Origin of the sequence: Mesorhizobium sp. M0207 (assembly GCF_040321995.1) — a bacterium.
Lineage (GTDB): Bacteria > Pseudomonadota > Alphaproteobacteria > Rhizobiales > Rhizobiaceae > Mesorhizobium.
The window spans coordinates 97,257-119,108 of record NZ_JAMYSQ010000006.1 but is presented as its reverse complement, the minus strand read 5'-3'; the positions used below and the strand labels follow the sequence as shown (position 1 = coordinate 119,108).

General features: G+C 62.4%; 24 protein-coding genes, 1 other RNA gene and 1 pseudogene. 16 read left to right on the top strand and 10 right to left on the bottom strand.

Annotated features, from left to right (window positions below; translation table 11 throughout):
- Positions 1–10: 10 nt before the first annotated feature.
- Positions 11–298 (bottom strand): annotated as a pseudogene (locus NKJ15_RS11745) (MarR family winged helix-turn-helix transcriptional regulator); the annotation flags it as partial.
- Between the two features lie 86 nt (positions 299–384).
- Here NKJ15_RS11745 and NKJ15_RS32950 point away from each other — a divergent pair.
- On the top strand, positions 385–708 hold the full coding sequence (locus NKJ15_RS32950; protein WP_502895654.1) for a hypothetical protein: 324 nt from the start codon (positions 385–387) through the stop codon (positions 706–708).
- Here NKJ15_RS32950 and NKJ15_RS11735 read toward each other — a convergent pair.
- The 4 genes from NKJ15_RS11735 to NKJ15_RS11720 form a co-directional block, all read right to left on the bottom strand.
- A complete protein-coding gene (locus NKJ15_RS11735) occupies positions 672–893 on the bottom strand; it encodes a ribbon-helix-helix domain-containing protein (protein ID WP_352450079.1) in 222 nt (73 codons plus the stop codon). The genes NKJ15_RS32950 and NKJ15_RS11735 overlap by 37 nt on opposite strands.
- A gap of 20 nt (positions 894–913) precedes the next feature.
- The gene (locus NKJ15_RS11730; RefSeq protein WP_023676708.1) at positions 914–1,117 is read right to left on the bottom strand and encodes a DUF4169 family protein; all 204 of its coding nucleotides are present in this window, start codon (positions 1,115–1,117) and stop codon (positions 914–916) included.
- Positions 1,118–1,135: 18 nt separating this feature from the next.
- Positions 1,136–1,672 (bottom strand): SspB family protein, encoded by a 537-nt coding sequence (locus tag NKJ15_RS11725; protein WP_023676707.1) that lies wholly within the window; start codon positions 1,670–1,672, stop codon positions 1,136–1,138.
- Positions 1,673–1,806: 134 nt separating this feature from the next.
- Entirely contained in the window at positions 1,807–2,496 is a 690-nt protein-coding gene (locus NKJ15_RS11720; protein WP_352815396.1) for a TetR/AcrR family transcriptional regulator, read from the bottom strand.
- A gap of 168 nt (positions 2,497–2,664) precedes the next feature.
- Here NKJ15_RS11720 and NKJ15_RS11715 point away from each other — a divergent pair, with 168 nt between their 5' ends.
- A complete protein-coding gene (locus tag NKJ15_RS11715) occupies positions 2,665–3,870 on the top strand; it encodes a multidrug effflux MFS transporter (protein WP_023676705.1) in 1,206 nt (401 codons plus the stop codon).
- 101 nt (positions 3,871–3,971) lie between these two features.
- Positions 3,972–4,907, top strand: coding sequence for a LysR family transcriptional regulator (locus NKJ15_RS11710; RefSeq protein WP_352815394.1), 936 nt, complete (start codon positions 3,972–3,974; stop codon positions 4,905–4,907).
- Here NKJ15_RS11710 and NKJ15_RS11705 read toward each other — a convergent pair.
- Entirely contained in the window at positions 4,861–5,601 is a 741-nt protein-coding gene (locus tag NKJ15_RS11705) for an SDR family oxidoreductase (RefSeq protein WP_352815392.1), read from the bottom strand. The two genes, NKJ15_RS11710 and NKJ15_RS11705, sit on opposite strands and share 47 nt — an antisense overlap.
- A 405-nt stretch (positions 5,602–6,006) precedes the next feature.
- On the opposite strand from NKJ15_RS11705, the gene NKJ15_RS11700 reads away from it, so the two are divergent.
- On the top strand, positions 6,007–7,803 hold the full coding sequence (locus tag NKJ15_RS11700; protein ID WP_352815390.1) for an acetolactate synthase 3 large subunit: 1,797 nt from the start codon (positions 6,007–6,009) through the stop codon (positions 7,801–7,803).
- A 98-nt stretch (positions 7,804–7,901) separates the two neighbouring features.
- Here NKJ15_RS11700 and ssrA read toward each other — a convergent pair.
- Positions 7,902–8,257, bottom strand: a transfer-messenger RNA (tmRNA) gene (ssrA, locus tag NKJ15_RS11695).
- A 161-nt stretch (positions 8,258–8,418) separates the two neighbouring features.
- Between ssrA and NKJ15_RS11690 the strand changes: the two genes are divergently transcribed.
- From NKJ15_RS11690 to NKJ15_RS11665, 6 genes are all read left to right on the top strand, one after another.
- A complete protein-coding gene (locus NKJ15_RS11690) occupies positions 8,419–8,730 on the top strand; it encodes a DUF2853 family protein (protein WP_023676702.1) in 312 nt (103 codons plus the stop codon).
- A 113-nt stretch (positions 8,731–8,843) separates the two neighbouring features.
- Positions 8,844–9,638: a thymidylate synthase gene (locus NKJ15_RS11685; RefSeq protein ID WP_023676701.1), complete on the top strand. Its 795-nt coding sequence runs from the start codon at positions 8,844–8,846 to the stop codon at positions 9,636–9,638.
- 286 nt (positions 9,639–9,924) lie between these two features.
- A complete protein-coding gene (gene modA, locus NKJ15_RS11680; RefSeq protein ID WP_352815388.1) occupies positions 9,925–10,716 on the top strand; it encodes a molybdate ABC transporter substrate-binding protein in 792 nt (263 codons plus the stop codon).
- 15 nt (positions 10,717–10,731) lie between these two features.
- A complete protein-coding gene (modB, locus tag NKJ15_RS11675; protein WP_352539561.1) occupies positions 10,732–11,436 on the top strand; it encodes a molybdate ABC transporter permease subunit in 705 nt (234 codons plus the stop codon).
- Complete coding sequence (gene modC / locus NKJ15_RS11670) at positions 11,433–12,545, top strand: molybdenum ABC transporter ATP-binding protein (RefSeq protein WP_352815386.1); 1,113 nt, start codon at positions 11,433–11,435, stop codon at positions 12,543–12,545. Before modB ends, modC begins: the two co-directional genes overlap by 4 nt.
- Before the next feature lie 81 nt (positions 12,546–12,626).
- Positions 12,627–12,968: a winged helix-turn-helix domain-containing protein gene (locus NKJ15_RS11665; protein ID WP_023676697.1), complete on the top strand. Its 342-nt coding sequence runs from the start codon at positions 12,627–12,629 to the stop codon at positions 12,966–12,968.
- 32 nt (positions 12,969–13,000) lie between these two features.
- Here NKJ15_RS11665 and cobF read toward each other — a convergent pair whose 3' ends face one another.
- Positions 13,001–13,774 (bottom strand): precorrin-6A synthase (deacetylating), encoded by a 774-nt coding sequence (gene cobF / locus NKJ15_RS11660; protein ID WP_352471616.1) that lies wholly within the window; start codon positions 13,772–13,774, stop codon positions 13,001–13,003.
- Positions 13,775–13,915: 141 nt separating this feature from the next.
- Here cobF and NKJ15_RS11655 point away from each other — a divergent pair, with 141 nt between their 5' ends.
- The 5 genes from NKJ15_RS11655 to NKJ15_RS11635 all read left to right on the top strand — a co-directional run bounded on the left by NKJ15_RS11655 (position 13,916) and on the right by NKJ15_RS11635 (position 19,325).
- On the top strand, positions 13,916–14,926 hold the full coding sequence (locus NKJ15_RS11655) for a DUF4424 domain-containing protein (protein ID WP_352471617.1): 1,011 nt from the start codon (positions 13,916–13,918) through the stop codon (positions 14,924–14,926).
- Positions 14,926–15,444, top strand: a complete 519-nt coding sequence (locus NKJ15_RS11650) for a dihydrofolate reductase (RefSeq protein WP_352471618.1) — start codon at positions 14,926–14,928, stop codon at positions 15,442–15,444. The genes NKJ15_RS11655 and NKJ15_RS11650 overlap by 1 nt, the downstream gene beginning before the upstream one ends.
- Before the next feature lie 161 nt (positions 15,445–15,605).
- On the top strand, positions 15,606–16,700 hold the full coding sequence (hflK, locus tag NKJ15_RS11645; RefSeq protein ID WP_352471619.1) for an FtsH protease activity modulator HflK: 1,095 nt from the start codon (positions 15,606–15,608) through the stop codon (positions 16,698–16,700).
- Positions 16,700–17,662, top strand: a complete 963-nt coding sequence (gene hflC, locus NKJ15_RS11640) for a protease modulator HflC (protein WP_352501020.1) — start codon at positions 16,700–16,702, stop codon at positions 17,660–17,662. Before hflK ends, hflC begins: the two co-directional genes overlap by 1 nt.
- A 145-nt stretch (positions 17,663–17,807) precedes the next feature.
- The gene (locus NKJ15_RS11635) at positions 17,808–19,325 is read left to right on the top strand and encodes a DegQ family serine endoprotease (protein ID WP_352815383.1); all 1,518 of its coding nucleotides are present in this window, start codon (positions 17,808–17,810) and stop codon (positions 19,323–19,325) included.
- Between the two features lie 47 nt (positions 19,326–19,372).
- Here the strand turns inward: NKJ15_RS11635 and NKJ15_RS11630 are convergent, their stop codons facing one another.
- Together NKJ15_RS11630 and serB are read right to left on the bottom strand one after the other, a co-directional pair.
- Positions 19,373–19,945, bottom strand: coding sequence for a GNAT family N-acetyltransferase (locus NKJ15_RS11630; protein WP_352815381.1), 573 nt, complete (start codon positions 19,943–19,945; stop codon positions 19,373–19,375).
- On the bottom strand, positions 19,942–20,829 hold the full coding sequence (gene serB, locus NKJ15_RS11625; protein ID WP_352501017.1) for a phosphoserine phosphatase SerB: 888 nt from the start codon (positions 20,827–20,829) through the stop codon (positions 19,942–19,944). Before serB ends, NKJ15_RS11630 begins: the two co-directional genes overlap by 4 nt.
- On the opposite strand from serB, the gene miaA reads away from it, so the two are divergent.
- A complete protein-coding gene (gene miaA, locus NKJ15_RS11620) occupies positions 20,819–21,787 on the top strand; it encodes a tRNA (adenosine(37)-N6)-dimethylallyltransferase MiaA (protein ID WP_352815494.1) in 969 nt (322 codons plus the stop codon). The genes serB and miaA overlap by 11 nt on opposite strands.
- Positions 21,788–21,852: the final 65 nt, after the last annotated feature.

Sequence of the window (21,852 nt, the reverse complement as noted above, 5' to 3'; positions counted from 1 at the left end):
CGCGTCCAGCAAGCAAGCGCTTCAGCGTCGGCTCGATCCGCCCGAGTTCGTCGAGATGAGCGGCTGACAGATCGGCGAGACTGTCGTCGGCGCGCTCGGTCAGCCGCAGCAGCACGCGGCGGTGGTCCTCCTCGTCGTGGTCCCTCGCGACGAGCTCGGCTTCGCAAAGACGGTTGACCAATTCCACTGCGCTGTGATGGCGGATGCGCAGGCGCTCCGCGAGGTCGCCAATGGTCACTGGCCCTCCGCCGGGGAACCCTTTGATTGCAAGCAGGGCCTGATGCTGGCGTGGTGTCACCAACATCGCTCGTGCCCGCCATCTTCGGTGGCACGGCCGGCGACCCATCCGCAAGCCGGCACGCCGCCAGAAAGCAAGGTCTGCAAATGAAGTCCGATCACGCCAACCCCAGCCATCTGCGCGATTTTACCACCGATGCCCGGGTGCTGCTCATTGCCGGCATAGCGGTGGTGGTTGCGACGGCGGGGTTGTTTGCCGGCATTGCCCTCTTGAAGCTGATCCGGCTTGCCACGAACATCGCCTATTTTGGCCAGTTCACGCTCGCCGACCTGAAACTGCAGGATACGCCGCTTGGCAGGCCGAAGAACGCGACCGTTCGGCTTTGCTGGGCTTCCGTATCCGGCGCAGGAAACAGGATAGCGTTGCCTGAAGGCTACAACTTGCCGCGCTTGGCCCAATCCAGCACATAGAGCCGGAGCGCCGAGGAGAGATTGGCATCCCGCGGGCGGCTCTCGTCGATTTCGGCGACAAGGGCGGCGAGCGTCAGTTTTCGCACGGCCGCGATGGCGACCAGGTCGTCGTAAAAAGGCTTTTCGAGCGAATAGCTGGTGCGGTGGCCGCGAATGGTGACCGAGCGCTTTTCCACCGGGCTCACGAGACGATCCTACTCACACTTCAAGCATCGGATTTGTCCGAATCGCCCGAATTTTCGCGGCGATGGCCGGCGACGAATTTATCGGCCTTGTCGGCGATCAGGCGGTCGCGATCCCGGCTGGGTTTGGAACGGCCATGCAGCGCCCGGTTCTGTTCGGCCAGGCGCTCCTTCTCGGCTCGCGCCTTCTGCTTGCGTGCCTGACGGAGATTGACGATCTCGGCCATGTCACGCCGCCCGTCGGGTCACTTCTTGCGGAAGGCGTCAAGCGACACCACGTCGGCGCCCTTGGCGCCGGCGTCGGCCGCGGCAGGCTTCTTTTCCGCCTCGGCGGTTTTCTTCTTCGTCTCGGGCTTTTTCTCGGCGACGATGGCCAGCGGTTCGGGAGCAGGCTTGGCCTTTGTCTCCTGTTCCGCCGGGGTATCGGTCTTGACGTCGAATTCGAGCTCGAAGTTGACGGACGGGTCGTAAAAGCCGCGTACTGCCGAGAACGGGATTTCCAGTTTCTCCGGCACGTCGGAAAACGACAGCCCGACCTCAAAGCCGGTGTCGCTCACCTTCAGGTCCCAATACTGGAACTGGATGACGATGGTCATCTGTTCGGGATAGCGCTCGCGCAGCCGCGACGACACGCGCACGCCCGGCGCGCCGGTGAGAAAGGTGATGAAGAAATGATGGTTGCCCGGGAGACCGGTGCGCGCGACTTCGGCCAGGACCTTGCGCATGACGCCGCGCAACGCCTCCTGGGCCAGAATGTCGTAGCGGATGTGGTCGTCGGCCATGTGGCTGTCGGGTTCCGTTGAATCGTCCTGATAGCTGTAATCAAGCTTGAGCGCGGCGTAAACCGGATATAGATCGCCGGCGTGCGGAAGCGAAGCCCATTGGCGACGATTTGATCGTCAAACAGCTTTGATCGTCAAGCGCTGGCGAGCGCGCCCTGTTTGCTCGCCCGGGCCATAGGCTGCCGCTTGCCGAAGGCGCGCAGGAAGGTGCGCACGCCATTTGTCGCCGATTGCACCACCTCGTCCTCGGTCGGTGTACCGCCGAGCATGAATGTCGTCTGCAACTCGGCATTGGCAAGCGCCATGAACTGGCGCGCTGCGACATCGGGATCGTCGATATCAAGGAAGCCGGCATGAGCGAGGCGGGCGAAGCGGGCGGCGATCGCCGGCCATGTCCTGCCCGGTCCTTCTTCGCGCCATTCGGCGAACAACTCGGGATAGCGCCCGCCCTCGGTCTGGATCAGCTTGCGCAGGAATTTGCCGTCGCGGTTGCAGATGCAGTTGTGGTTCATCCGCACAGCAAAGGCGATGAGGTCGGCCTCGAGATCCTTCGGCTGATCGGGAAAAGTGGAAATCGTGGCAAAGATGCCGGCATTGCAACGTTCGGTGAGGTCGCGGACGATGGCAACGAAGAGTTTTTCCTTGTCGCCGTGATGATTGTAGATGGTCTGGCGGGAGACGCCGGCCTCGGCGGCAATCATGTCGATATTGGCACCGGCAAAGCTTTCGCGGCAGAAGACCGAGGCGGCGGCATCGACAATCGATATGCGCTTGGCCTCGTGGCCCCGCGGCGGGAAAATGTCAGGAGAGACGTTGGCCTTCATGCAAAACTATATAGAGGTGGTTGACGAATTAGACAAGCCTGTCTAAATTTGTGGACTTGCACGAAGGGGGTTTCGTTCCGCAGAAGAGTCGGAACTCCACGGGATGGAACGTCCTAGGGTTACACGCCGGTCCTCGGCGGCAACCAGAATTCGAAAGAGCCTGCTACCATGAACGCCAAATTCCTCCGCATTGCGGTCGTGCTCGGCCTATTGTCCGCGATCGGCCCGTTTGCCATCGACATGTATCTTCCGGCCCTGCCTTCAATCGGTGAGGATCTGCATGCCGGCACTGCCGCGGTGCAGATGAGCCTGCTGATCTTCTTTCTTTCCATGGGCTTCGGCCAGATCGTCGTCGGACCGATCTCCGACATGGTCGGCCGTAAGCTGCCACTCTACGGCGGCCTGGCGCTGTTCATGGTCGGCGGCGTCGGCTCGGCGCTGGCTCCCTCGATCGAATGGCTGATTGCCTTCCGCTTCCTGCAAGGGCTCGGCGCCAGCGCCGGCATGGCCGTGCCGCGCGCGATCGTGCGCGATCTGCATACCGGCACCGAGGCCGCCAAGCTGATGTCGCTGCTGATGCTTGTGTTTTCGGTGTCGCCGATCCTGGCACCGCTGACCGGTAGCCAGATCATCGAGAATTTCGGCTGGCGCGCCGTGTTCTGGACGGTGACGGGCGCGGCCGTGCTCGCCACCATCCTGCTGGCGACCTCGCTCAAGGAGACACGGCCGGTCGAGGAGCGCGCCGGGTCGTCCTTCGGGACGGCACTTTCCGGCTACCGCTTCCTGATGGGCGACCGCAACTTCCTTGGCCTGACGGCCATCGCCGGCTTCGGCATTGCGAGCTTCTTCGTCTATCTGTCGAGCTCGTCCTTCATCCTGATCGACCATTATGGCCTGTCGCCTTCGGTCTACAGCGTGTTCTTCTCGATCAATGCGGTTGCCTTTATCGGCATGTCGCAGCTGACCGGGTTGCTGTCGGAGCGGTTCGGGCTGCAGCGCGTGGTGCGTGTCGCGGTGACCGGCTATGCGACGACGATGGTGGTGCTGTTCGCGGTGATGGCATCGGGTGTCGACCGGCTCGACGTGATGGCGGCGCTGCTGTTCATCGGCTACGGCTTTCTCGGCCTGGTCATCCCGACGACGTCGGTGCTGGCCATGGAAGAGCATGGCGAGATCGCGGGTACCGCGTCGGCGCTGATGGGCACGCTGCACTTCGCCATCGGCGCGGTCGCCATGGGCGTCGCCGGCGTGTTTTTCGACGGCACGCCGCTGCCGATGGTGGCGGGCATCACGCTCTGCGCGGCGATCTCCTTCACACTGGCCAAAATAACGCTCGGCCGCAGCCGGGACGTCGCGGAAGCGCCGGCGGAGTAAACTTCGCCTATCGAGACAAAAAGGCCGGGCGATGTTCCCGGCCTTTTCACGTTTGCGGTCCCGGTTCAAAGCAGCCTATGCCTATATGACGGGTTCAGAACATGCAGCTTCGATATCTCAAAACCTTCGTGGCGGTCGCCACCACCTTGAACATCACACGCGCCTCCGAGCGGGTTCATCTTGCCCAATCGAGCGTGACCGAACAGATCCAGGCACTGGAAAGCGATCTAGGCACGTCGCTGTTCGACAGATCACGGCGTGGCTTGAAGCTGACGGCGGCGGGACAACGCCTGCTGGACTACGCCAGCAATCTCCTCGACCTCGCGGACGAAGCCCGTTCCGCAGTCGCCGACGCGAGCGGCACGGTTGCCGGTCGCCTGACTGTCGGCGGCCTGGAGACGCTTTGCTCGACACGCTTGCCAGCTCTGCTGGCGGAATTCCGTCGGCGCCATCCCGATGTGGAACTGAACCTCAGGGCGGACGATAGCAGTGGGTTGCGTGCCGGCGTGACAAGCGGGGCGCTGGACGTATCTTTCCATTTCGGAGCCGTCCCGGCGGCGGCGCCGGAGCTGCGAAGCGAGCAAGTGGCATTAGAAGAGCTCGTCACCATAATGCCGGCAAATCACCGGTTGGCTGGATATTCTGCCATAACGCCCGACGATCTGGCCGACGAGGCCTTCCTCGTCACCCAGCCCGGTTGCGTCTATAGGCGGATGTTCGACGAAACGTTTGCCGCAACATTGCCTGACCGTCCAAAACTCGTCGGCGAGTTCGCCAGCATGGGCGCGATACGGAGCCTTGTTGAAGGCGGTCTTGGATGCGCGCTGGTCCCGCGTCTCGTGGCTTCCGCGGCTGACGCCAATATCGTCGTGCTGCCCTGGGTCGGAAGCAGCCCGGTGACGCCGGTCACCATGGTATGGCGCCACCGCCGCATTCAAGCGCCGGTGCTGCGGCTGTTCCTTGCAATGGTCCGCGAAATTTTGGCCATCGCTAGACCAGTCGCTGGCCACCATCGACATGAAGCACGGTTCCGGTGATGAAGCCGTTGTGCATGAGGGACGTGATGGCTTGGGCAATGTCGGCTGCCTGGCCGATCCGGCCGACGAGCAGACGCTTTGCCATGGCGTCCAGCGCGGCTGTCTTTCCGCTGCCGACGACGGCATCCCAAATCGGCGTGTCGACCCAGCCGGGCGAAACGACGTTGACGCGGATCGGCGCCAGTTCGACGGCAAGCGCGTAGGCGAGTGAGCCAAGTGCCCCATTAACGGCTGCCACCACCGAGCCTTTCGCCGCCGGACGATAGGCGGCGATGCCCGAGGTCAGCGTGATCGATCCCCTAGGCGTCAGACGAGGCGCGCCATGCTTGGCAAGAAGAAGCGGTCCGACGACTTTGGAATCCATCACTTTGCGCGCCACCGAGATATCCATCTCGGGAAGCAACACATAGACGCCGGTAACGTCGGCGGCGGTCGAGACGATGTGGTCGAGCGTGCCGACATCCTGGAACAGGCGCTGGACCTCGTCCTCGCTTGTGACGTCGGCTGCGATCGTCCTCAGCCTTTCCGGGTGAGGCAAGCGCTGCCGTGCGGCCGACAACCGGTCCTCGGAGCGGCCGACGATCGTAACCTCGGCGCCGGCGGCAAGCTGCTGTTCGGCAAGCGACAGCCCCATACCGGAACTGCCGCCAACGATCAGGATGCGTTCGTGTTTTGGTGTGGTTTCCTGGTTCATCTTATCTCTCCATGAGGCAGCTCGCCGGGCATGACCACACGCGGCGAGAAACTGAGGCCTTGTCCCGCAAAGGCGTGGAAGAAGGGAAACGGGAAGAAACGAATACTGCCATCGGAGGTTCCGATGATGGGAGGCCCTTGGGCTTTCGCCTCAGCCTGAGACGCCTCAGCCTGAGACGTTGACGATGCGCGATTTTCTGTGTAGCAGCGATCATCATGAAGATCGCAATGGTTCTTGCAGTGGTAGGAAAGCGCACGGGCAGGATGGTGTAACCATCCGGCGACAGCCACCCGTGCGCGACAAACAGGCTCCCGACGGGGCCTTTTTTTATGCCCGAAATTCTTCTTACGCCCGATTTCGGCGACGCCCCGTCAACCCATCCTCATCACGCTACGGGACAGAACCATGACAAGCGATAATTCCATTCAGCATACGAGCAACCGCATGACAGGAGCGGAGATCGTTCTCCGCGCACTCAAAGACAATGGTGTGGAGCATATTTTCGGCTATCCCGGCGCGGCCATATTGCCGATCTACGACGAGATATTCCAGCAGGACGACATCAAGCATATCCTCGTGCGCCACGAACAGGGCGCCGGCCATGCCGCGGAGGGTTATGCCCGGTCCACGGACAAGGTCGGCGTGATGCTGGTCACATCAGGCCCAGGCACGACGAATGCCGTGACGCCCCTGCAGGACGCGTTGATGGATTCAGTACCGATCGTCTGTCTGTCCGGACAAGTGCCGACAACATTGATCGGCTCCGATGCCTTTCAGGAATGTGACACGATTGGCATCACGCGATCCTGCACCAAGCACAACTCTTTGGTCAAAGACGTCAATGACCTGGCGTCAGCAATCCATAGGGCGTTCCACATCGCCCGGTCGGGGCGACCGGGGCCTGTTCTCGTCGACATGCCAAAGGACGTTCTGTTTGCGTCCGGCGTGTACACGCCGCCATCAGACGTTGTCGCGCTGAAGAACTATCGACCGAAGCTGCAGGGCGATATCGGCAAGATCGGCCAGGCGATAGCACTGATGGCCAATGCCAGCCGTCCCGTTATTTATGCCGGCGGCGGCATCGTCAATTCCGGCCCGGAAGCATCGAGATTGCTGCGGGAGTTGGTTCAACTGACCGACTTTCCGATCACCTCGACGCTTATGGGCCTTGGGGCTTACCCCGCCTCCGGCAAGAACTGGCTCAAAATGGTCGGTCTGCATGGTTCCTATGAGGCGAACATGGCGATGCACGATTGCGACGTCATGATCTGTGTCGGCGCGCGCTTCGATGACCGCGTGACCTCGCGTGTGGACGCTTTTTCGCCGAACTCCAGCAAGATCCATATCGATATAGATCCGTCCTCGATCAACAAGAACGTCCACGTCGATATCGGCATACAAGGCGATGTCGGCAATGTTCTGGATGACATGGTTCGTCTATGGCGCGCATTGTCTCAGAAACCGGATGGAGGCCGCCTCCAGGACTGGTGGAGAAGGATCGCCGGCTGGCGAGCACGCAATTCATTCTCATATGAGATGAACAAGGATGTGATCATGCCGCAATACGCGGTGGAGCGTCTCTACGCGCTGACGAAGGATCGCGACACATACATCACCACTGAAGTGGGCCAGCATCAGATGTGGGCGGCCCAATTCTACGGCTTGGAAAAGCCGAACCGCTGGATGAGTTCGGGCGGCCTCGGGACGATGGGCTACGGCCTGCCGGCGGCGCTGGGCGTGCAGATCGCACATCCGGACAGCCTCGTCATCGATATCGCCGGCGACGCATCGGTTCAGATGACCATGAAAGAGATGTCGACGGCAGTCCAGTACGACGCGCCGATCAAGGTCTTCATCCTGAACAACGGATATATGGGCATGGTTCGCCAGTGGCAGCAAATTCTCCACGGCAACCGCCTCGGGCATTCCTATTCCGAGGCTTTGCCCGATTTTGTCAAATTGGCCGAGGCGTTCGGAGCGGTCGGCCTGCGCTGCGACAAACCAGCCGACCTTGATGATGCGATCCAGGAAATGATCGATGTGGACCGGCCGGTGCTCCTTGACTGTCGTGTTGCCAAGCTCGCCAATTGTTTTCCGATGATCAGGACGGGCAGGGCGCACAATGAGATGCTTCTGTCATATGGGGCTACCGACGAGACCTTTGGCAGCGCGATCGAAACGATCAGCCAGGGACTGGTATGAACGCCGCGGCGCCAGGGCGTATCAGGGCGTAAAAAGCCGAAGCCCGCAGCCGCACATATCGGGCGAGCCTGCGGCTGCGCATATCAAAAAGGGGGAGAAATGGAGGTTTCTGTTGCCAGGTACCTCCGAACCCCGCCTAGAAGTGCGAACCACTAGGGCTTGAATTGAAGCTATCGCACCGCTTACGCGGCGAGACGTGCTTCCGCATAGTTGTCGTTGGCAACTATAAGTTTAGCCCGATAACGGTGGTACAATGCCGGGCAAAAGTACGATCTTTACACCTTCGTCGATCCTATTTCGCCCCCAGCAAAAACCGCTCCTGAGCAGCGGTTTTTGGTGGAGGCGCCGGGTACCGCCCCCGGGTCCGAACGGCTTATTTCATCGCCTGTTTATCGCCATAGTCGGTCGAGCCGACGAAGCGAATATAGGGACTGGCGGTGGAAAATGAAAGGCCGGAATGCCACTTTCGTCCGTGCCAAAGTGGATCATGAAGGGTTGACTTGCAGCCGGTCTCAACCGAAGCTTTGTGGCGGTGAGGAGACCTAGCGCATACTTGCGGCAGCGCGCCACAATCCTCATCGACCGGATCCCGTGGCGCCGACGAGGGGAAATTCGATGGCCGATTATCTCGCAGACGTAAAGAAGTATGATGCGGCGGCGGATGCCGACGCGGTCGCCAAGATCGTCAAGCATCTGGGCATCGCGCTCAGGAACCGCGATTCCTCGCTGGTGTCCTGCACCGACCCGGAGGAACTGAAGCGCGTCAGGAACAGCTGGGTCGCCGGCAAGCTCGGCGTCACCGACGGTGCCAAGGCGGATGCGGCTATCGAAAAGACCTGCAAAGCTATGGCGGCCGACAACAGCAAGAGCCGGGTGACATTCTATTACCTCGTCGCCAAGGATCTGGGCATGCTCGGCTCGCTCTGAGCAACCTCGCCGCCGGTGCTGGTGAGACTTCTGCTGGAATCGTCTCGCTTTGCTGTGTTCGGCCGACGGTCATTCGGCTATGATGGCTGACAACCCGAATCGGACCGGAGCCGATGCGCCAGTATCTCGACCTTCTGAAGCATGTGCTGGAAAACGGCGCTGATCGCGGCGACCGCACGGGCACCGGAACGCGCTCGGTATTCGGCTACCAGATGCGCTTCGACCTGGCCCGCGGCTTTCCGGTCACCACCACCAAGAAGCTGCACCTGAAGTCGATCATCCACGAACTTTTGTGGTTCCTGGCCGGCGACACCAACATCAAATATCTCAACGATCACGGCGTCTCGATCTGGGATGAGTGGGCCGACGAGAACGGCGATCTCGGCCCGGTCTATGGCAAACAATGGCGGTCGTGGCCGGACGGCCATGGCGGCGCTATCGACCAGATTGCGAATCTTCTGAAGGAGATACGCAAAAATCCTAATTCGCGGCGGCTGATCGTTTCGGCGTGGAACCCGGCCGAGGTGGAGGCCATGGCCTTGCCGCCCTGCCACTGCCTGTTCCAGTTCTATGTTTCGGAAGGCAAGCTTTCCTGCCAGCTCTACCAGCGTTCGGGCGATATCTTTCTCGGTGTGCCGTTCAACATCGCTTCCTATGCGTTGCTGACGCTGATGGTGGCGCAGGTGACCGGATTGAAACCCGGCGATTTCATCCACACGCTCGGCGACGCGCATCTTTACTCGAACCATTTCGAGCAGGCGCGCGAACAATTGCGGCGCACGCCCAAGGCGTTGCCGACGCTGTGGATCAATCCCGAGGTGAAGGATCTCTTTGCCTTCCGCTTCGAGGATTTCCGGCTCGAGAACTATTTCGCCGACGCGACGATCAAGGCACCGATCGCGGTCTAGCACCATAGCTGACCGTGCATATCGACATTGCCTACTGCGGCTACGCCCTCGGGCGTTGTCAGCATCCATCTTTATTGGCCGACGTCGACTTGACGCGCAATCCCTGGTCGCTGATTTTCATGTGAATATTTCCTTCGGCCTCGGTGCCGCTGTATCCAACGAAGATTATCGCAGGCCGGGAAAACCTCAGCTCAGAATGCCGTAGGCGGTAAAGAGCCTTTCCTTGTTATGTTCACATGGATATATCGATGGACGGCTTCGGGCGTTCCGAGACGAGGAGAGTTTCATGCTGGCGCGCAAAGGTTCGACGACGATTGCCATCGCGGGTCTCGCCGCCATCCTGATGGCCGCGGTGCCGGCGGCCCATGCCGATGACAAGGTGGTCGTGTTTGCCGCGGCGAGCCTGAAGGATGGGCTCGATGCCGTCAACAAGGCCTGCGAGGTCGATGTCGGCGAGGCGGCGACCATTTCCTACGCGGCGAGCTCGGCGCTGGCCAGGCAGATTGAAAGCGGCGCGCCAGCAGACCTGTTCATCTCGGCCGATCTCGACTGGATGAAATATCTTGCTGACAGGAAGCTGACCAAGCCCGAAACCGAAGTGAAACTGCTCGGTAACCAGATCGTTCTGGTTGCGCCACGGGATTCCAAGGTTGAAACCAGGATCGAAAAGGGTTTCGATCTTGCCAAGCTCGTCGGTGACGGCAAACTTGCCATGGGCGATGTCAAAGCTGTGCCGGCAGGCAAATACGGCAAGGCAGCCCTCGAATCGCTCGGTGCCTGGTCTTCGGTCGAAGGCAAGGTGGCGCAGGCCGAGAATGTCCGCGCCGCCCTAAAGCTGGTGTCGACCGGCGAGGCAGCACTCGGCATCGTCTACGCCACGGATGCGCATGCGGAGCCTGGCGTGAAGGTGGTCGGCACTTTCCCCGCGGGTACCCATCCGCCGATCATCTATCCAGTCGCCCAGCTTGCGGATTCGAAGAGCAGGGATACGCCGGCATTCCTGAAATGCCTGCAATCCGCCAAGGCTGGCGAACTCTTCAAGGCGCAAGGTTTTACAATCCTCGCGCCGAGCAACTGACGTACGGCACCGCACATGAACTGGCTGCTGGATCTCGCTCCCGACGAATGGAATGCGGTCCGGCTGTCGATCAAGGTGGCGACCGTGGCGATGATTGCCAGCCTGCCGCCGGGCATCCTGATCGCTCTTGTGCTTGCCCGCGGCCAGTTCTGGGGCAAGACGCTGCTCAATGGTCTGGTGCATCTGCCGCTGATCGTGCCGCCGGTGGTGACCGGCTATTTGCTGCTGTTGACTTTCGGCAAGCGTGGTCCGGCCGGCGCTTTCCTGGCCGAACATTTCGGGATCGTTTTTTCCTTCCGCTGGACTGGCGCCGCGCTCGCCTGCGGCGTGATGGGCTTTCCGCTGATGGTGCGGGCCATCCGGCTGTCGATCGAGGCCGTCGACCGCAAAATCGAGGCGGCCGCCGGCACGCTCGGCGCCAATCCGCTATGGGTATTCGGCACGATCACGCTGCCGCTGATCCTGCCCGGGCTGATCGCCGGTGCGATCCTCTCCTTCGCCAAGGCGATGGGCGAATTCGGCGCGACGATCACCTTTGTCTCCAACATTCCGAACGAGACGCAGACGCTACCGTCGGCGATCTACACTTTCACGCAGGTTCCCGGCGGCGACGCCGGCGCGCTCAGGCTGACGCTGATCTCGATCGTCATCTCGATGGCGGCACTTGTTGCCTCGGAAGTGCTGGCGCGGCGTGTCGGCCGGCGGATGGACATCGAATGACGGTTCAGGTCGACATCAGCCACCGGCTTGGCGATTTCACCGTCAATGCCCGCTTCGAAAGCGCCGGGCGGCTGACCGCGCTGTTCGGGCCTTCCGGCTCCGGAAAGACGACGCTGATCAATTTGATTGCCGGGCTGATCCGCCCCGACAAAGGTCGCATCGCGGCCGAGGGCCGCGTGCTGGTTGATAGCGATGCCGGTCTGTTCGTGCCGAAGCACAAACGGCGGATCGGCATGGTGTTCCAGGATGCGCGGCTGTTTCCGCATATGAGCGTGGCGAGCAATCTGCGCTATGGCCGCTGGTTCACGCCGGCTGCCGAGCGTTACGCCGATATCAATGGTGTGGTCGAACTGCTCGGGATCGGCCATTTGCTCGACCGGCGGCCGGCAAAACTCTCCGGTGGCGAGAAGCAGCGCGTGGCAATCGGCAGGGCGCTGCTTGCCAGTCCGAAATTGCTGCTGATGGACGAGCCGCTGGCGTCGCTCGACGAGGCGCGCAAGGCCGAGATCTTGCCTTATATCGAGCGGCTGCGCGACGAGACGAAAATTCCGATCGTCTATGTCAGCCACTCGATCGCCGAAGTGGCGCGGCTGGCGAGCGACGTCGTGGTGCTGATGCAAGGAAAGGTCGCCGCTTCCGGTCCGACCGGAGCGATCATGCAGCGGCTGGATCTGTTGCCGGCCGAAGAGCGCGGCGAGGGCGGTGCCGTGCTGGATACCGCGGTTCTGCGCCACGACGAAGCCTTCGGCATGACGGTGCTAGGCTCATTGGCGGGCGAGATCCGGGTGCCGCTTCTGGCAACGCCAGTCGGTGCGCCGGTGCGCGTCCGCATCCGTGCCCGCGACGTGATGGTCGCCACCGAGCAGCCGGTTGGCCTCAGCGCGCTCAACATATTGCCGGGCATGATCGTGGCGATAAAGCCGGGCGAAGGGCCTACGGTCGAGATCGGCATCGACTGCAATGGCGCAACCGTGCTTGCCCGCATCACCGAACAGTCGCGGCAGACACTGGGGCTTCGGCTTGGTCGACAGGTGTTCGCCGTGGTCAAGACGGTGAGCTTCGACCGGGCGAATACCGGCGCCGGCCTGCCCGCCGAGGCGGATGAGTGAACGGCCGATGATTCGCTATATCGTTTTGGAATAGCGGTATCGCTGCAGAACCTGTAGAATAGCGTGACCGCGGAGGAGCAAATGCCGTCGCTGAGTTTGCGGATAAATCTCGATCCAGATGGCCGCATCGGACCGGGCAAGATCGAGCTTCTGGAACAGATCGCCGCCTTCGGCTCGATTTCGGCCGCGGCACGCGGCATGGAGATGTCCTACAAGCACGCCTGGGATCTGGTCGAAGACATGAACCGCGTGTTCGGCAAGCCGCTGGTTGCGGCACAGACGGGCGGCAAAAAAGGCGGTGGCGCCCAGTTGACGTCGGTCGGGCTTGCTGTGGTCAGCCGCTTCCGCGCGATCGAGCGGGCTGCGTCTTCAGCAGCGGCGGCGCATATGGAGGCGCTGCAAGCCGAGATCGACGCAGCGTGACGCCGGCGGAATTCTGCCGCGTGTGATCCCTGTTACTTCTTAGGCTCGCCCGGCTTGCGCAGCAGATAGGTGTCCATGATCCAGCCTTTTTTCCGGCGGGCCTGCTCACGGGTGCTCACGATCTTGTCGCCGACGTCGCCAATCCGGCCCGAGATGACGATCTCGTCGGGCGTCCCGAGATAGGCGCCCCAGTGAACGGTGACGTCGTTGTCGTCCAGCGTGTTGAAGGCGCATTTGCCGTCCAGCATGACGATGGTGCTGCCGGCGTTTTCGGGCAGACCTTCCTCGGCGAGCCGGCGGCCGGTGGTGATCAAAATGGCGTCGCCGATCCGGTTCAATGCCATTTTGTGGCTGGCTGCGAGTGCCTGGATGGCGGTGATGCCAGGGACGACCTCCAGCTCGAACGCTACATTGCCTCTGAGGCGCACGCGCTCAAGGATGCGCAGCGCACTGTCGTAGAGCGACGGATCGCCCCAGATCAGGAAGGCGCCGCAGCCATCTTCAGGGAGTTCGTCGCGGATCAGGCCTTCGTAGATCGCGGCGATCGCCTCGTGCCAGTCGTCGACGGTCGAGCGGTAGGAAGGCGCCGGCTCGGCGCGCACCGGCACGTCGAATTCGACACGGCGTGAGTTCGGATTAATGACGAAGCGGTCGCAGATCTGGCGGCGCAATTCGGCGAGATCGTTCTTCTTGGCGCCCTTGTCAGGAATGAACAGCACGTCGGCCCGATTGAGACCGTTAATGGCCTGGACCGTCATGTGTTCCGGATTGCCGGCGCCGATGCCGATGACGAGAAGCTTGCGCATGGGCGAACTCCTGCCCGATCGGGACCGGCGTGTCTAGACCGACACGACATGCCGGCAGGCGCCGGCGCATTTGCCGAAAGGCTTTGAAACGCCACATTGAACAGCTAGAGTCATGTTGGCATTCTCGCCGGGGGAGTTTCCATGTTCCGTTACGTCCTGACCGCAGCCTTGGCGCTCTCGGCTACGCCTGCGCTCGCCAATGATTCGGTCGCCGAACTCGGCACCGGTGGGCTGATTCTTTCGCGCAGCGATGCGGTGGCGATGGAAAGCGAGGATCTCTACATCTCGCCGGAAAAAGTGATGGTCGATTACGTCTTCCGCAACAATACCGACAAGGATGTCGATGCGATCGTCGCCTTTCCGATGCCCGACATCGAAGGCGACCCCGAAGAAATACCAGCGATTCCGGAGGCGCAGAGCGACAATTTCCTCGGCTTCGAAGTGACGATCGACGGGGAGCCGGCAAAGCCGCAGCTCGAGCAGAAGGTGTTCGCGCTCGGCATCGACATCGGCGCTGACCTGAAGGCGCAGGGCGTGCCGTTCTATCCGTTCGGCGATGCGGCCAAGGCAGCGCTGGCAAAGCTGCCGCAAGCGGTCGCCGACGACTGGGTCAACCGCGGCATCATCATCGAGGACACTGCTGACGACGGTTCGGGCATGAAGACCGTCTATACGCCGTTCTGGCAATTGCGCTCGACCTATTGGTGGCGCTCGACGTTTCCGGCCAACAAGGCGGTCCATGTCTCGCATCGCTACAAGCCGAGCGTCGGCGGCACCTCCTCGGTCAGCTTCTTCTATGACGGCCAGTTCCAGGGTCAGTATGCCGCCTACAAGACACGCTACTGCATGGACGATGCCTTCGAGAATGCCGTGCGCAAGGCAGCCAAGGACGATCCCGACGGCTACCCCAAATATTTCGAGAACCGCATCGCCTATATCCTGACCACGGGCGGCAACTGGGCGTCGGGAAACATCGGCAGTTTCAAGCTGACCGTCGACAAGGGCGATGCGAAGAACCTGGTCTCGTTTTGCGGCGAAAACGTCAGGAAGATCGGACCGACGACGTTCGAGATGAAGGCGCAGAACTTCTACCCCGAGCATGACATCGACATATTGCTGCTGGAGCCGTCGGATGGCGGAAACGGCGGCTGATGGACCTCGCGCTTTATGTCGCCATCGCCGAGAACGGCGTGATCGGGCGCGAGGGTGGGTTGCCGTGGCGGCTGTCCACCGATCTCAAGCGGTTCAAAGCCGATACGATGGGCAAGCCCATCATCATGGGCCGCAAGACCTATGAAGGCATCGGCCGCCCATTGCCGGGCAGGCTCAACATCGTGGTGACACGAGACAAGGCATGGCGCGCCGAGGGCGTCGAAGTCGCGCACTCGATCGAGGACGCAATCGCGCTGGCGACGGTGCGCGGGCGCTGCATGGCCGGCGCCGACGAGATCTGCGTCATCGGCGGCGGCGAAATCTACGCTCAGGCGCTGCCGTTGGCCGATCGGCTGCACGTGACCCATGTTCTGGCCGCGGTCGACGGCGATGCCCATTTCCCGCCGATCGATCCGGCGCTGTGGCGGATCGTCCGCTCGCAGGAGGTGGAGGCTGGCGAAAAGGACAGCCATGCGACACGCTATTCGGTTTACGAGCGGCGCCGCGACGTGCATTGAAGGCGACAAAGGGGTCGCGACAGGTCTAGATGGACCCAAAGGCGGACAGTGGCGGCAGCCGATCGCGTTGAAAGCGTGCCGTCGCATCCCTATAGAAGAATAATATTGGATTTTGCGCCGGTGAGCCGGCGCTTGAGGGAATTCCAAGCGAAAGGACATTCATGCCCTGGAACGACAAGAGCGGCGGCGGCGGCCCGTGGGGCGGCGGCAACAATCAGGGGCCTTGGGGTCAGGGACCAAAAGGACCCAGCGGCCCGCAGGGCTCGCCTCCCGATCTCGAGGATATCATCCGGCGCGGGCAGGACCGGTTGCGGCGCGCGCTGCCGGGCGGCGGTGGCGCGAGCCCTGCCGTGTTCGGGCTGATTGCCGCGGCGCTGGTGGTGCTATGGGCGTTCAAGGCAGTGTACACCGTCCAGCCAGATGAAGTTGCGGTGGAGCTCAGGTTCGGCAAGCCGAAGGCGGAACTGTCGCAGCCGGGCCTGCATTTCCATTGGTGGCCCATCGAAACGGTCGAGACCGCTAACATCGCCGAGCAGCTTGTCAGCATCGGCGGCGGCAGCACCAGCGGCGATGGCCTGATGCTTTCCGGCGACCAGAACATCGTCAACGTGCAATTCTCGGTGGCCTATCAGGTTTCCGACCCGAAGGCCTATCTGTTCGACGTGTCCGACCCGGGCGGCATGCTGCAGCAGGTCGCCGAAAGCGCGATGCGCGAAGCGGTCGGCCGGCGCCCGGCGCAGGACATTTTCCGCGACGACCGGCAAGGCATTGCGGCGTCGGTGCGTGAGATCATCCAGACGACGCTGGACGGCTACAAGGCCGGCCTCAACGTCAACGCAATTTCCATCGAGGACGCCGCGCCGCCGCGCGAGGTGGCAGACGCGTTCGACGAGGTGCAGCGGGCCGAACAGGACGAGGACAAGTTCGTCGAGCAGGCCAATCAGTATTCCAATCAGAAGCTCGGCCAGGCGCGCGGTGCGGCCGCACAGATCCGCGAAGACGCGGCCGCCTACAAGAACCGGGTCGTGCAGGAGGCCGAAGGCGAGGCGCAGCGCTTCATCTCGGTCTATGACGAATATGCAAAGGCGCCGGAAGTGACGCGCAAGCGGCTCTACCTGGAGACGATGGAGAGGGTGCTGAAGGATTCGAGCAAGGTCATCGTCGAGCAAGGCAACGGGCAAGGGGTGGTTCCCTACCTGCCGCTGCCGGCATTGCAGCAGAAGGCGCCGGCACCGGCCACCGGAGGAAACCAGTGATGGCCAACCGTCTTCCCGTCATTGCGGTCATCGCCGCGGTCATCCTGTTCCTGCTCTATTCGTCGGTCTTCGTCGTCAATGCGCGCCAGCAGGCGCTGGTGCTCAGGTTCGGCGAAATCGTCGACGTCAAGAACCAGCCGGGCATCTATTTCAAGGCGCCATTCTCCTTCTTCGATGCCGACACCGTCCAGCTGATCGAAAACAGGGTCCTGCGCTTCGACCTCGACAACATCCGTGTCCAGGTTTCGGGCGGCAAATTCTATGAGGTCGATGCCTTTATCGCCTATCGTATCTCGGACCCGCGTGTGTTCCGCGCCGCGGTTTCCGGCCAGATCGAACTGGCCGAGGCCCGGCTGAGGACGCGTCTCGACGCTGCCTTGCGCCGCGTCTACGGCCTGCGCGACTTCGAGGCGGCACTCTCGGAAGAGCGCGCCGTGATGATGCGCGAGGTGCGCGATCAGCTGAGGCCTGATGCCACCTCGCTTGGCCTGCAGATCGAGGATGTCCGCATCCGCCGCACCGATCTCACGGCCGAAGTCTCGCAGCAGACCTTCGACCGCATGAAGGCCGAACGTCTCGCCGAAGCCGAGCGGCTGAGGGCGCGCGGCAACGAGGCAGCGCAGCGGATCAGGGCTCGCGCCGACCGCGAAGTGGTCGAAATCGTCGCCGAAGCGCAGAAAGAGTCTGAAATCCTGCGCGGTGAAGGTGAAGCCCAGCGCAGCGCGACGTTTGCCGGGGCCTATCAGCGCGATCCGGCCTTCTTCGATTTCTACCGGTCGATGAATGCCTATGGCACGGCGCTGAACAGCGCAGGAACGACGATGGTGCTGTCGCCGAATTCCGAGTTCTTCCGCTTCTTCCGCGACCCGGACAGCAAGGAAACGCCTGCGGCACCGGCGGCACCAGCGCCAGCACCTGCCGCTCCCGCGCCACCGGCGGCTCAGCCAAGCACCGGCCAGTAGGGCCGGTGCAGGGATAGCCGGCGTAACAGAGGATTTATTCTCTGGCGGTAGCCATAGCCGCAAACGTGCCTTATTTCTTGCCAACATGACGCGACGCGGCGTTTTTTGCCGAAGCGCTTTTTTCAGAACACCCGGAGGCCTTTCGATGACATCCACCACCCTTCTGCGTGCAGCGAGGCGGACGTTCATCGCCGGGGCCGCTGCGCTTCTGGTCGGCGCCATTGCCGTTCCGTCGTTCGTGGCGCCGACGATGGCAGCCGACGGGCCGCCCTCGGTTGCCGATCTCGCCGCCGGCCTGCTTGGCGCCGTGGTCAACATCTCGACGTCGCAGACTGTTAAAGGCACTGAAGGGCCGGGCGCAGTGCCGATGCCGCAGCTGCCGGAGGGCTCGCCCTTCCAGGACTTCTTCGACGATTTCTTCAAGAACCGTGGCGGCGACAAGGGCGGCGGCGGGCAAAAGGTGCAGTCGCTGGGCTCCGGCTTCGTGGTCGACGCCGAGCAGGGCATCGTGGTGACCAACAACCACGTCATTGCCGATGCCGACGACATCGAGGTGAATTTCTCCGATGGGGTGACGCTCAAGGCGACGCTGGTCGGCACCGACACCAAGACCGATGTCGCGGTGCTGAAGGTCGATCCGAAAGGGCACAAGCTGACGGCGGTGAAGTTCGGCGATTCCAACACGATGCGTGTCGGCGACTGGGTGATGGCGATCGGCAATCCGTTCGGTCTCGGCGGCACGGTGACGGTCGGCATCGTCTCGGCACGCAATCGCGACATCAATTCCGGCCCGTATGACGACTTCATCCAGACCGATGCCGCGATCAACCGCGGCAATTCCGGCGGACCGCTGTTCAACAGCAGCGGCGAGGTCATCGGCATCAACACGGCAATCATCTCGCCATCGGGCGGCTCGATCGGCATCGGCTTCTCGATCCCGTCGCAGCTTGCCTCGGGCGTCGTCGACCAGCTTCGCCAGTTCGGCGAGACGCGGCGCGGCTGGCTCGGCGTGCGCATCCAGCCGGTGACCGACGACATTGCCGAAAGCCTGGGCATGGTGACCGCCAAGGGCGCGCTGGTCGCCGGCGTCATCAAGGGCGGGCCGGTCGACAACGGCACAATCCAGGCCGGCGACGTCATCATCAAATTCGACGGCAAGGACATCCATGAAATGCGCGACCTGCCGCGCGTCGTGGCGGAGAGCCCGGTCGGCAAGGCGGTCGACGTGATCATCGTGCGCAAAGGGGTCGAGCAGACCGTCAAGGTGACGCTCGGCCGGCTCGAGGACGGCGAAAAGCTTGCCAGCGGCGGTGAAAACGGCAACGCCGACCGGGACGATGCCGACAAGGCGCCTGCGGTTTCGACGGCTGCCGTGCTCGGCATGACGATCGGCGAGCTCAATGAGGAGACGCGCACGAAATTCGGCATCGCCGCCGACGTCTCCGGCGTCGTCGTGACCGACGTCTCCAAGGATTCGGCGGCTGCCGAACGCGGCATCCAGCCGGGCGAGGTGATCACCGAGATCGCGCAGGAATCGGTCGCAACGCCCAAGGACGTCATGGACCGGATCGGCGCGCTGAAGGAGCAGGGGCGCAAGAACGCGCTGTTGATGCTGGCGTCGAAGACCGGCGAGCTGAGGTTTGTGACAATCCGGATGGATTGAGTCCGGAAGAGCCTGCAATGCTCTGATCTTGAAACGAAAAAGGGCGGCTAGCGGGCCGCTCTTTTTCTTGCCTGCCAGTCTGTGCGTGACAGCCTGTAGAAGACATGTCGCCTGAGTGCGGTGTGGCTGTCCGGAACGCCGGGATGGTCGAAATCGGAGGCGGGGTCGGCGATCATGCCCAGGCGCTCCATAACGGCAGTGGACCGGCTGTTATCCTTGACTGCGAAGGACACGATTTCGTCGAGGCCAAGTCTTTCAAAGCCATAGGTGAGCCAGGCTTCGGCTGCTTCGGTGACATAGAAGCGGCCGAAGAATTCGGGTGCCAGCCGCCAGCCGATCTCGATCGTGCCGGGCGGCAGGAATGGCAAATGATCAGTTCGGGTTATGCCGACGAAGCCGATGCATTCGCCTGTGGCTGCGATCTCAGCGGCCGCGAAGCCGAAGCCGTCGCGATCGATAGCCGCGCGCAACTCCTCCATCTTGGTGTCCGACTGGGCACGGTCGCGGCGAAACGGAAAGAATTCCATGACCAACTCGTCGGAATTGATGCGATGGAAGAGCTCGCGGTCACGATCTTCCCAGTTGCGCAGGATCAGGCGCTCGGTGCGGATCGGCATCATTCGACAAATTCCTCCCGGCGATAACCCTGCAGATAAAGCAAGGCGGTGAGGTCGCCGTGGTCGATGCGGATCTTTGCCTCGGCTGCGACGGCCGGCTTGGCATGCAAGGCGACGCCGATGCCGGCAAGACGGATCATGTCGAGATCGTTGGCGCCGTCGCCGACGGCAATGGCATCGGCAGGCGTCAGGCCGAGGCCGGCGGAAATCTCGATAAGGGCTTCGGCCTTGGCGGCGCGGCCGAGGATCGGTTCGGCGACCAGGCCGGTGAAGCGGCGATCCTGCTCGATCAGGCGGTTGGCGCGATTTTCGTGAAAGCCGAGCAATGCTGCGATGCGGGTGGTGAAGATGTCGAAACCACCGGAGATCAGCGCCGTCCAGGCGCCATTGGCCGCCATTGTCTGGACGAGCGTGCGGCCGCCGGAGGCTAGCGTCAGGCGATTGTCGATGATGCGGTCGATGATTGCGGCATCGAGACCCTTGAGCAGCGCCACGCGCTCGCGCAAGGCCGGCTCGAATGCGATCTCGCCGTTCATCGATCGCGCCGTGATGGCGGCGACGCGATCCTTGACGCCGATCTCGTCGGCAAGCTCGTCGATGCATTCCTGGTCGATCATCGTCGAATCCATGTCGGCGATCAGGATCTTCTTGCGCCTGTTCTCGGCCGGCTGGACGGCCACGTCGATCGGTTCGGAAGCCAGCGCGGCACGCAGGCGCGCCGTTATTTCGGAAGCGTCGGCGGTCTCCGGCAAGTCGAGCTCGCAGGCGATGCCTTCGGCCAGCCAGCGAACAGCGCTTGCGCCGACCGACCGCGAGGCCATATTCGCTAGCGTCGACGTCAACGCGCGGCCGGCGGGATGGGATAGAAGCGTGGCGATCAGCAGCATCGAAAATTCCAGCGGACAGGCGGGCGAAGGCCGCCTGAAGAACGCGATCCTGATAGCCGGGCCGACCGCCAGCGGCAAGTCGGCGCTCGCACTCGACCTCGCCGAGCGCAATGGCGGTGTCATCGTCAACACCGATTCCATGCAAGGCTATTCGGTGCTCGACGTGCTGACGGCGCGGCCTGGTCCTGCCGAACTCGCCCGCGTTCCCCACTTTCTTTATGGACACGTCGATCCGTCCACCGCCTATTCAACCGGCGCCTGGTTGCGTGATGTCATAAAGCTGATCGACGACGGCACGCTTTCGGAGCGGCCAGTGATTTTCGTCGGCGGAACCGGGCTTTATTTCCGGGCGCTCACGGAAGGTATCTCGGAGATGCCCGACATTCCGAAGTCGATCCGCGATCGCTGGCGCTACGAGCTCCAGGAACAGGGCGCAGTGAGATTGCACCGCATCCTGTTGCGCGAGGATTCTGCGGCCGGCATGATGCTGAAGCCGACGGATGGCCAGCGCATCGTGCGGGCGCTGGAGGTGCTCGACGCGTCGGGCCGTTCCATCCTGGACTGGCAGGCCGCGCGTGGCCGGCCGTTGATCGACGGGAGCAGCGCGCGCTTTTTCGTCATCGAGCCGGAGCGAGCGGCTCTGGTGGAGCGGATCGATGCCCGCTTCGACCGCATGCTGGATGAGGGGGCACTGGACGAGGTGAAACAGCTTTCAGCGCTCGGCCTCGATCCCGACCTGCCGGCGATGAAAGCAATCGGTGTTCGCGAGCTTCAGGCCGCGCTGGCCGGCGCCTTCAGTTTTCCCGAGGCCATCGAGCGCGCGAAAATCGCGACGCGGCAATATGCCAAACGGCAGGCGACCTGGTTCAGGCACCAATTGGGCCCGGAATGGCAGAGATTGCGTCCTGATGGGGGGATCGACTCGATGCTCTCACTCCCTCCTTCGAGCGCAACCTGAAAAGTCGACACCGAGGGGACATTTCGCGTTGAAGTTGTCCAGGTTAACTGTCCGTAAGTTCCCGC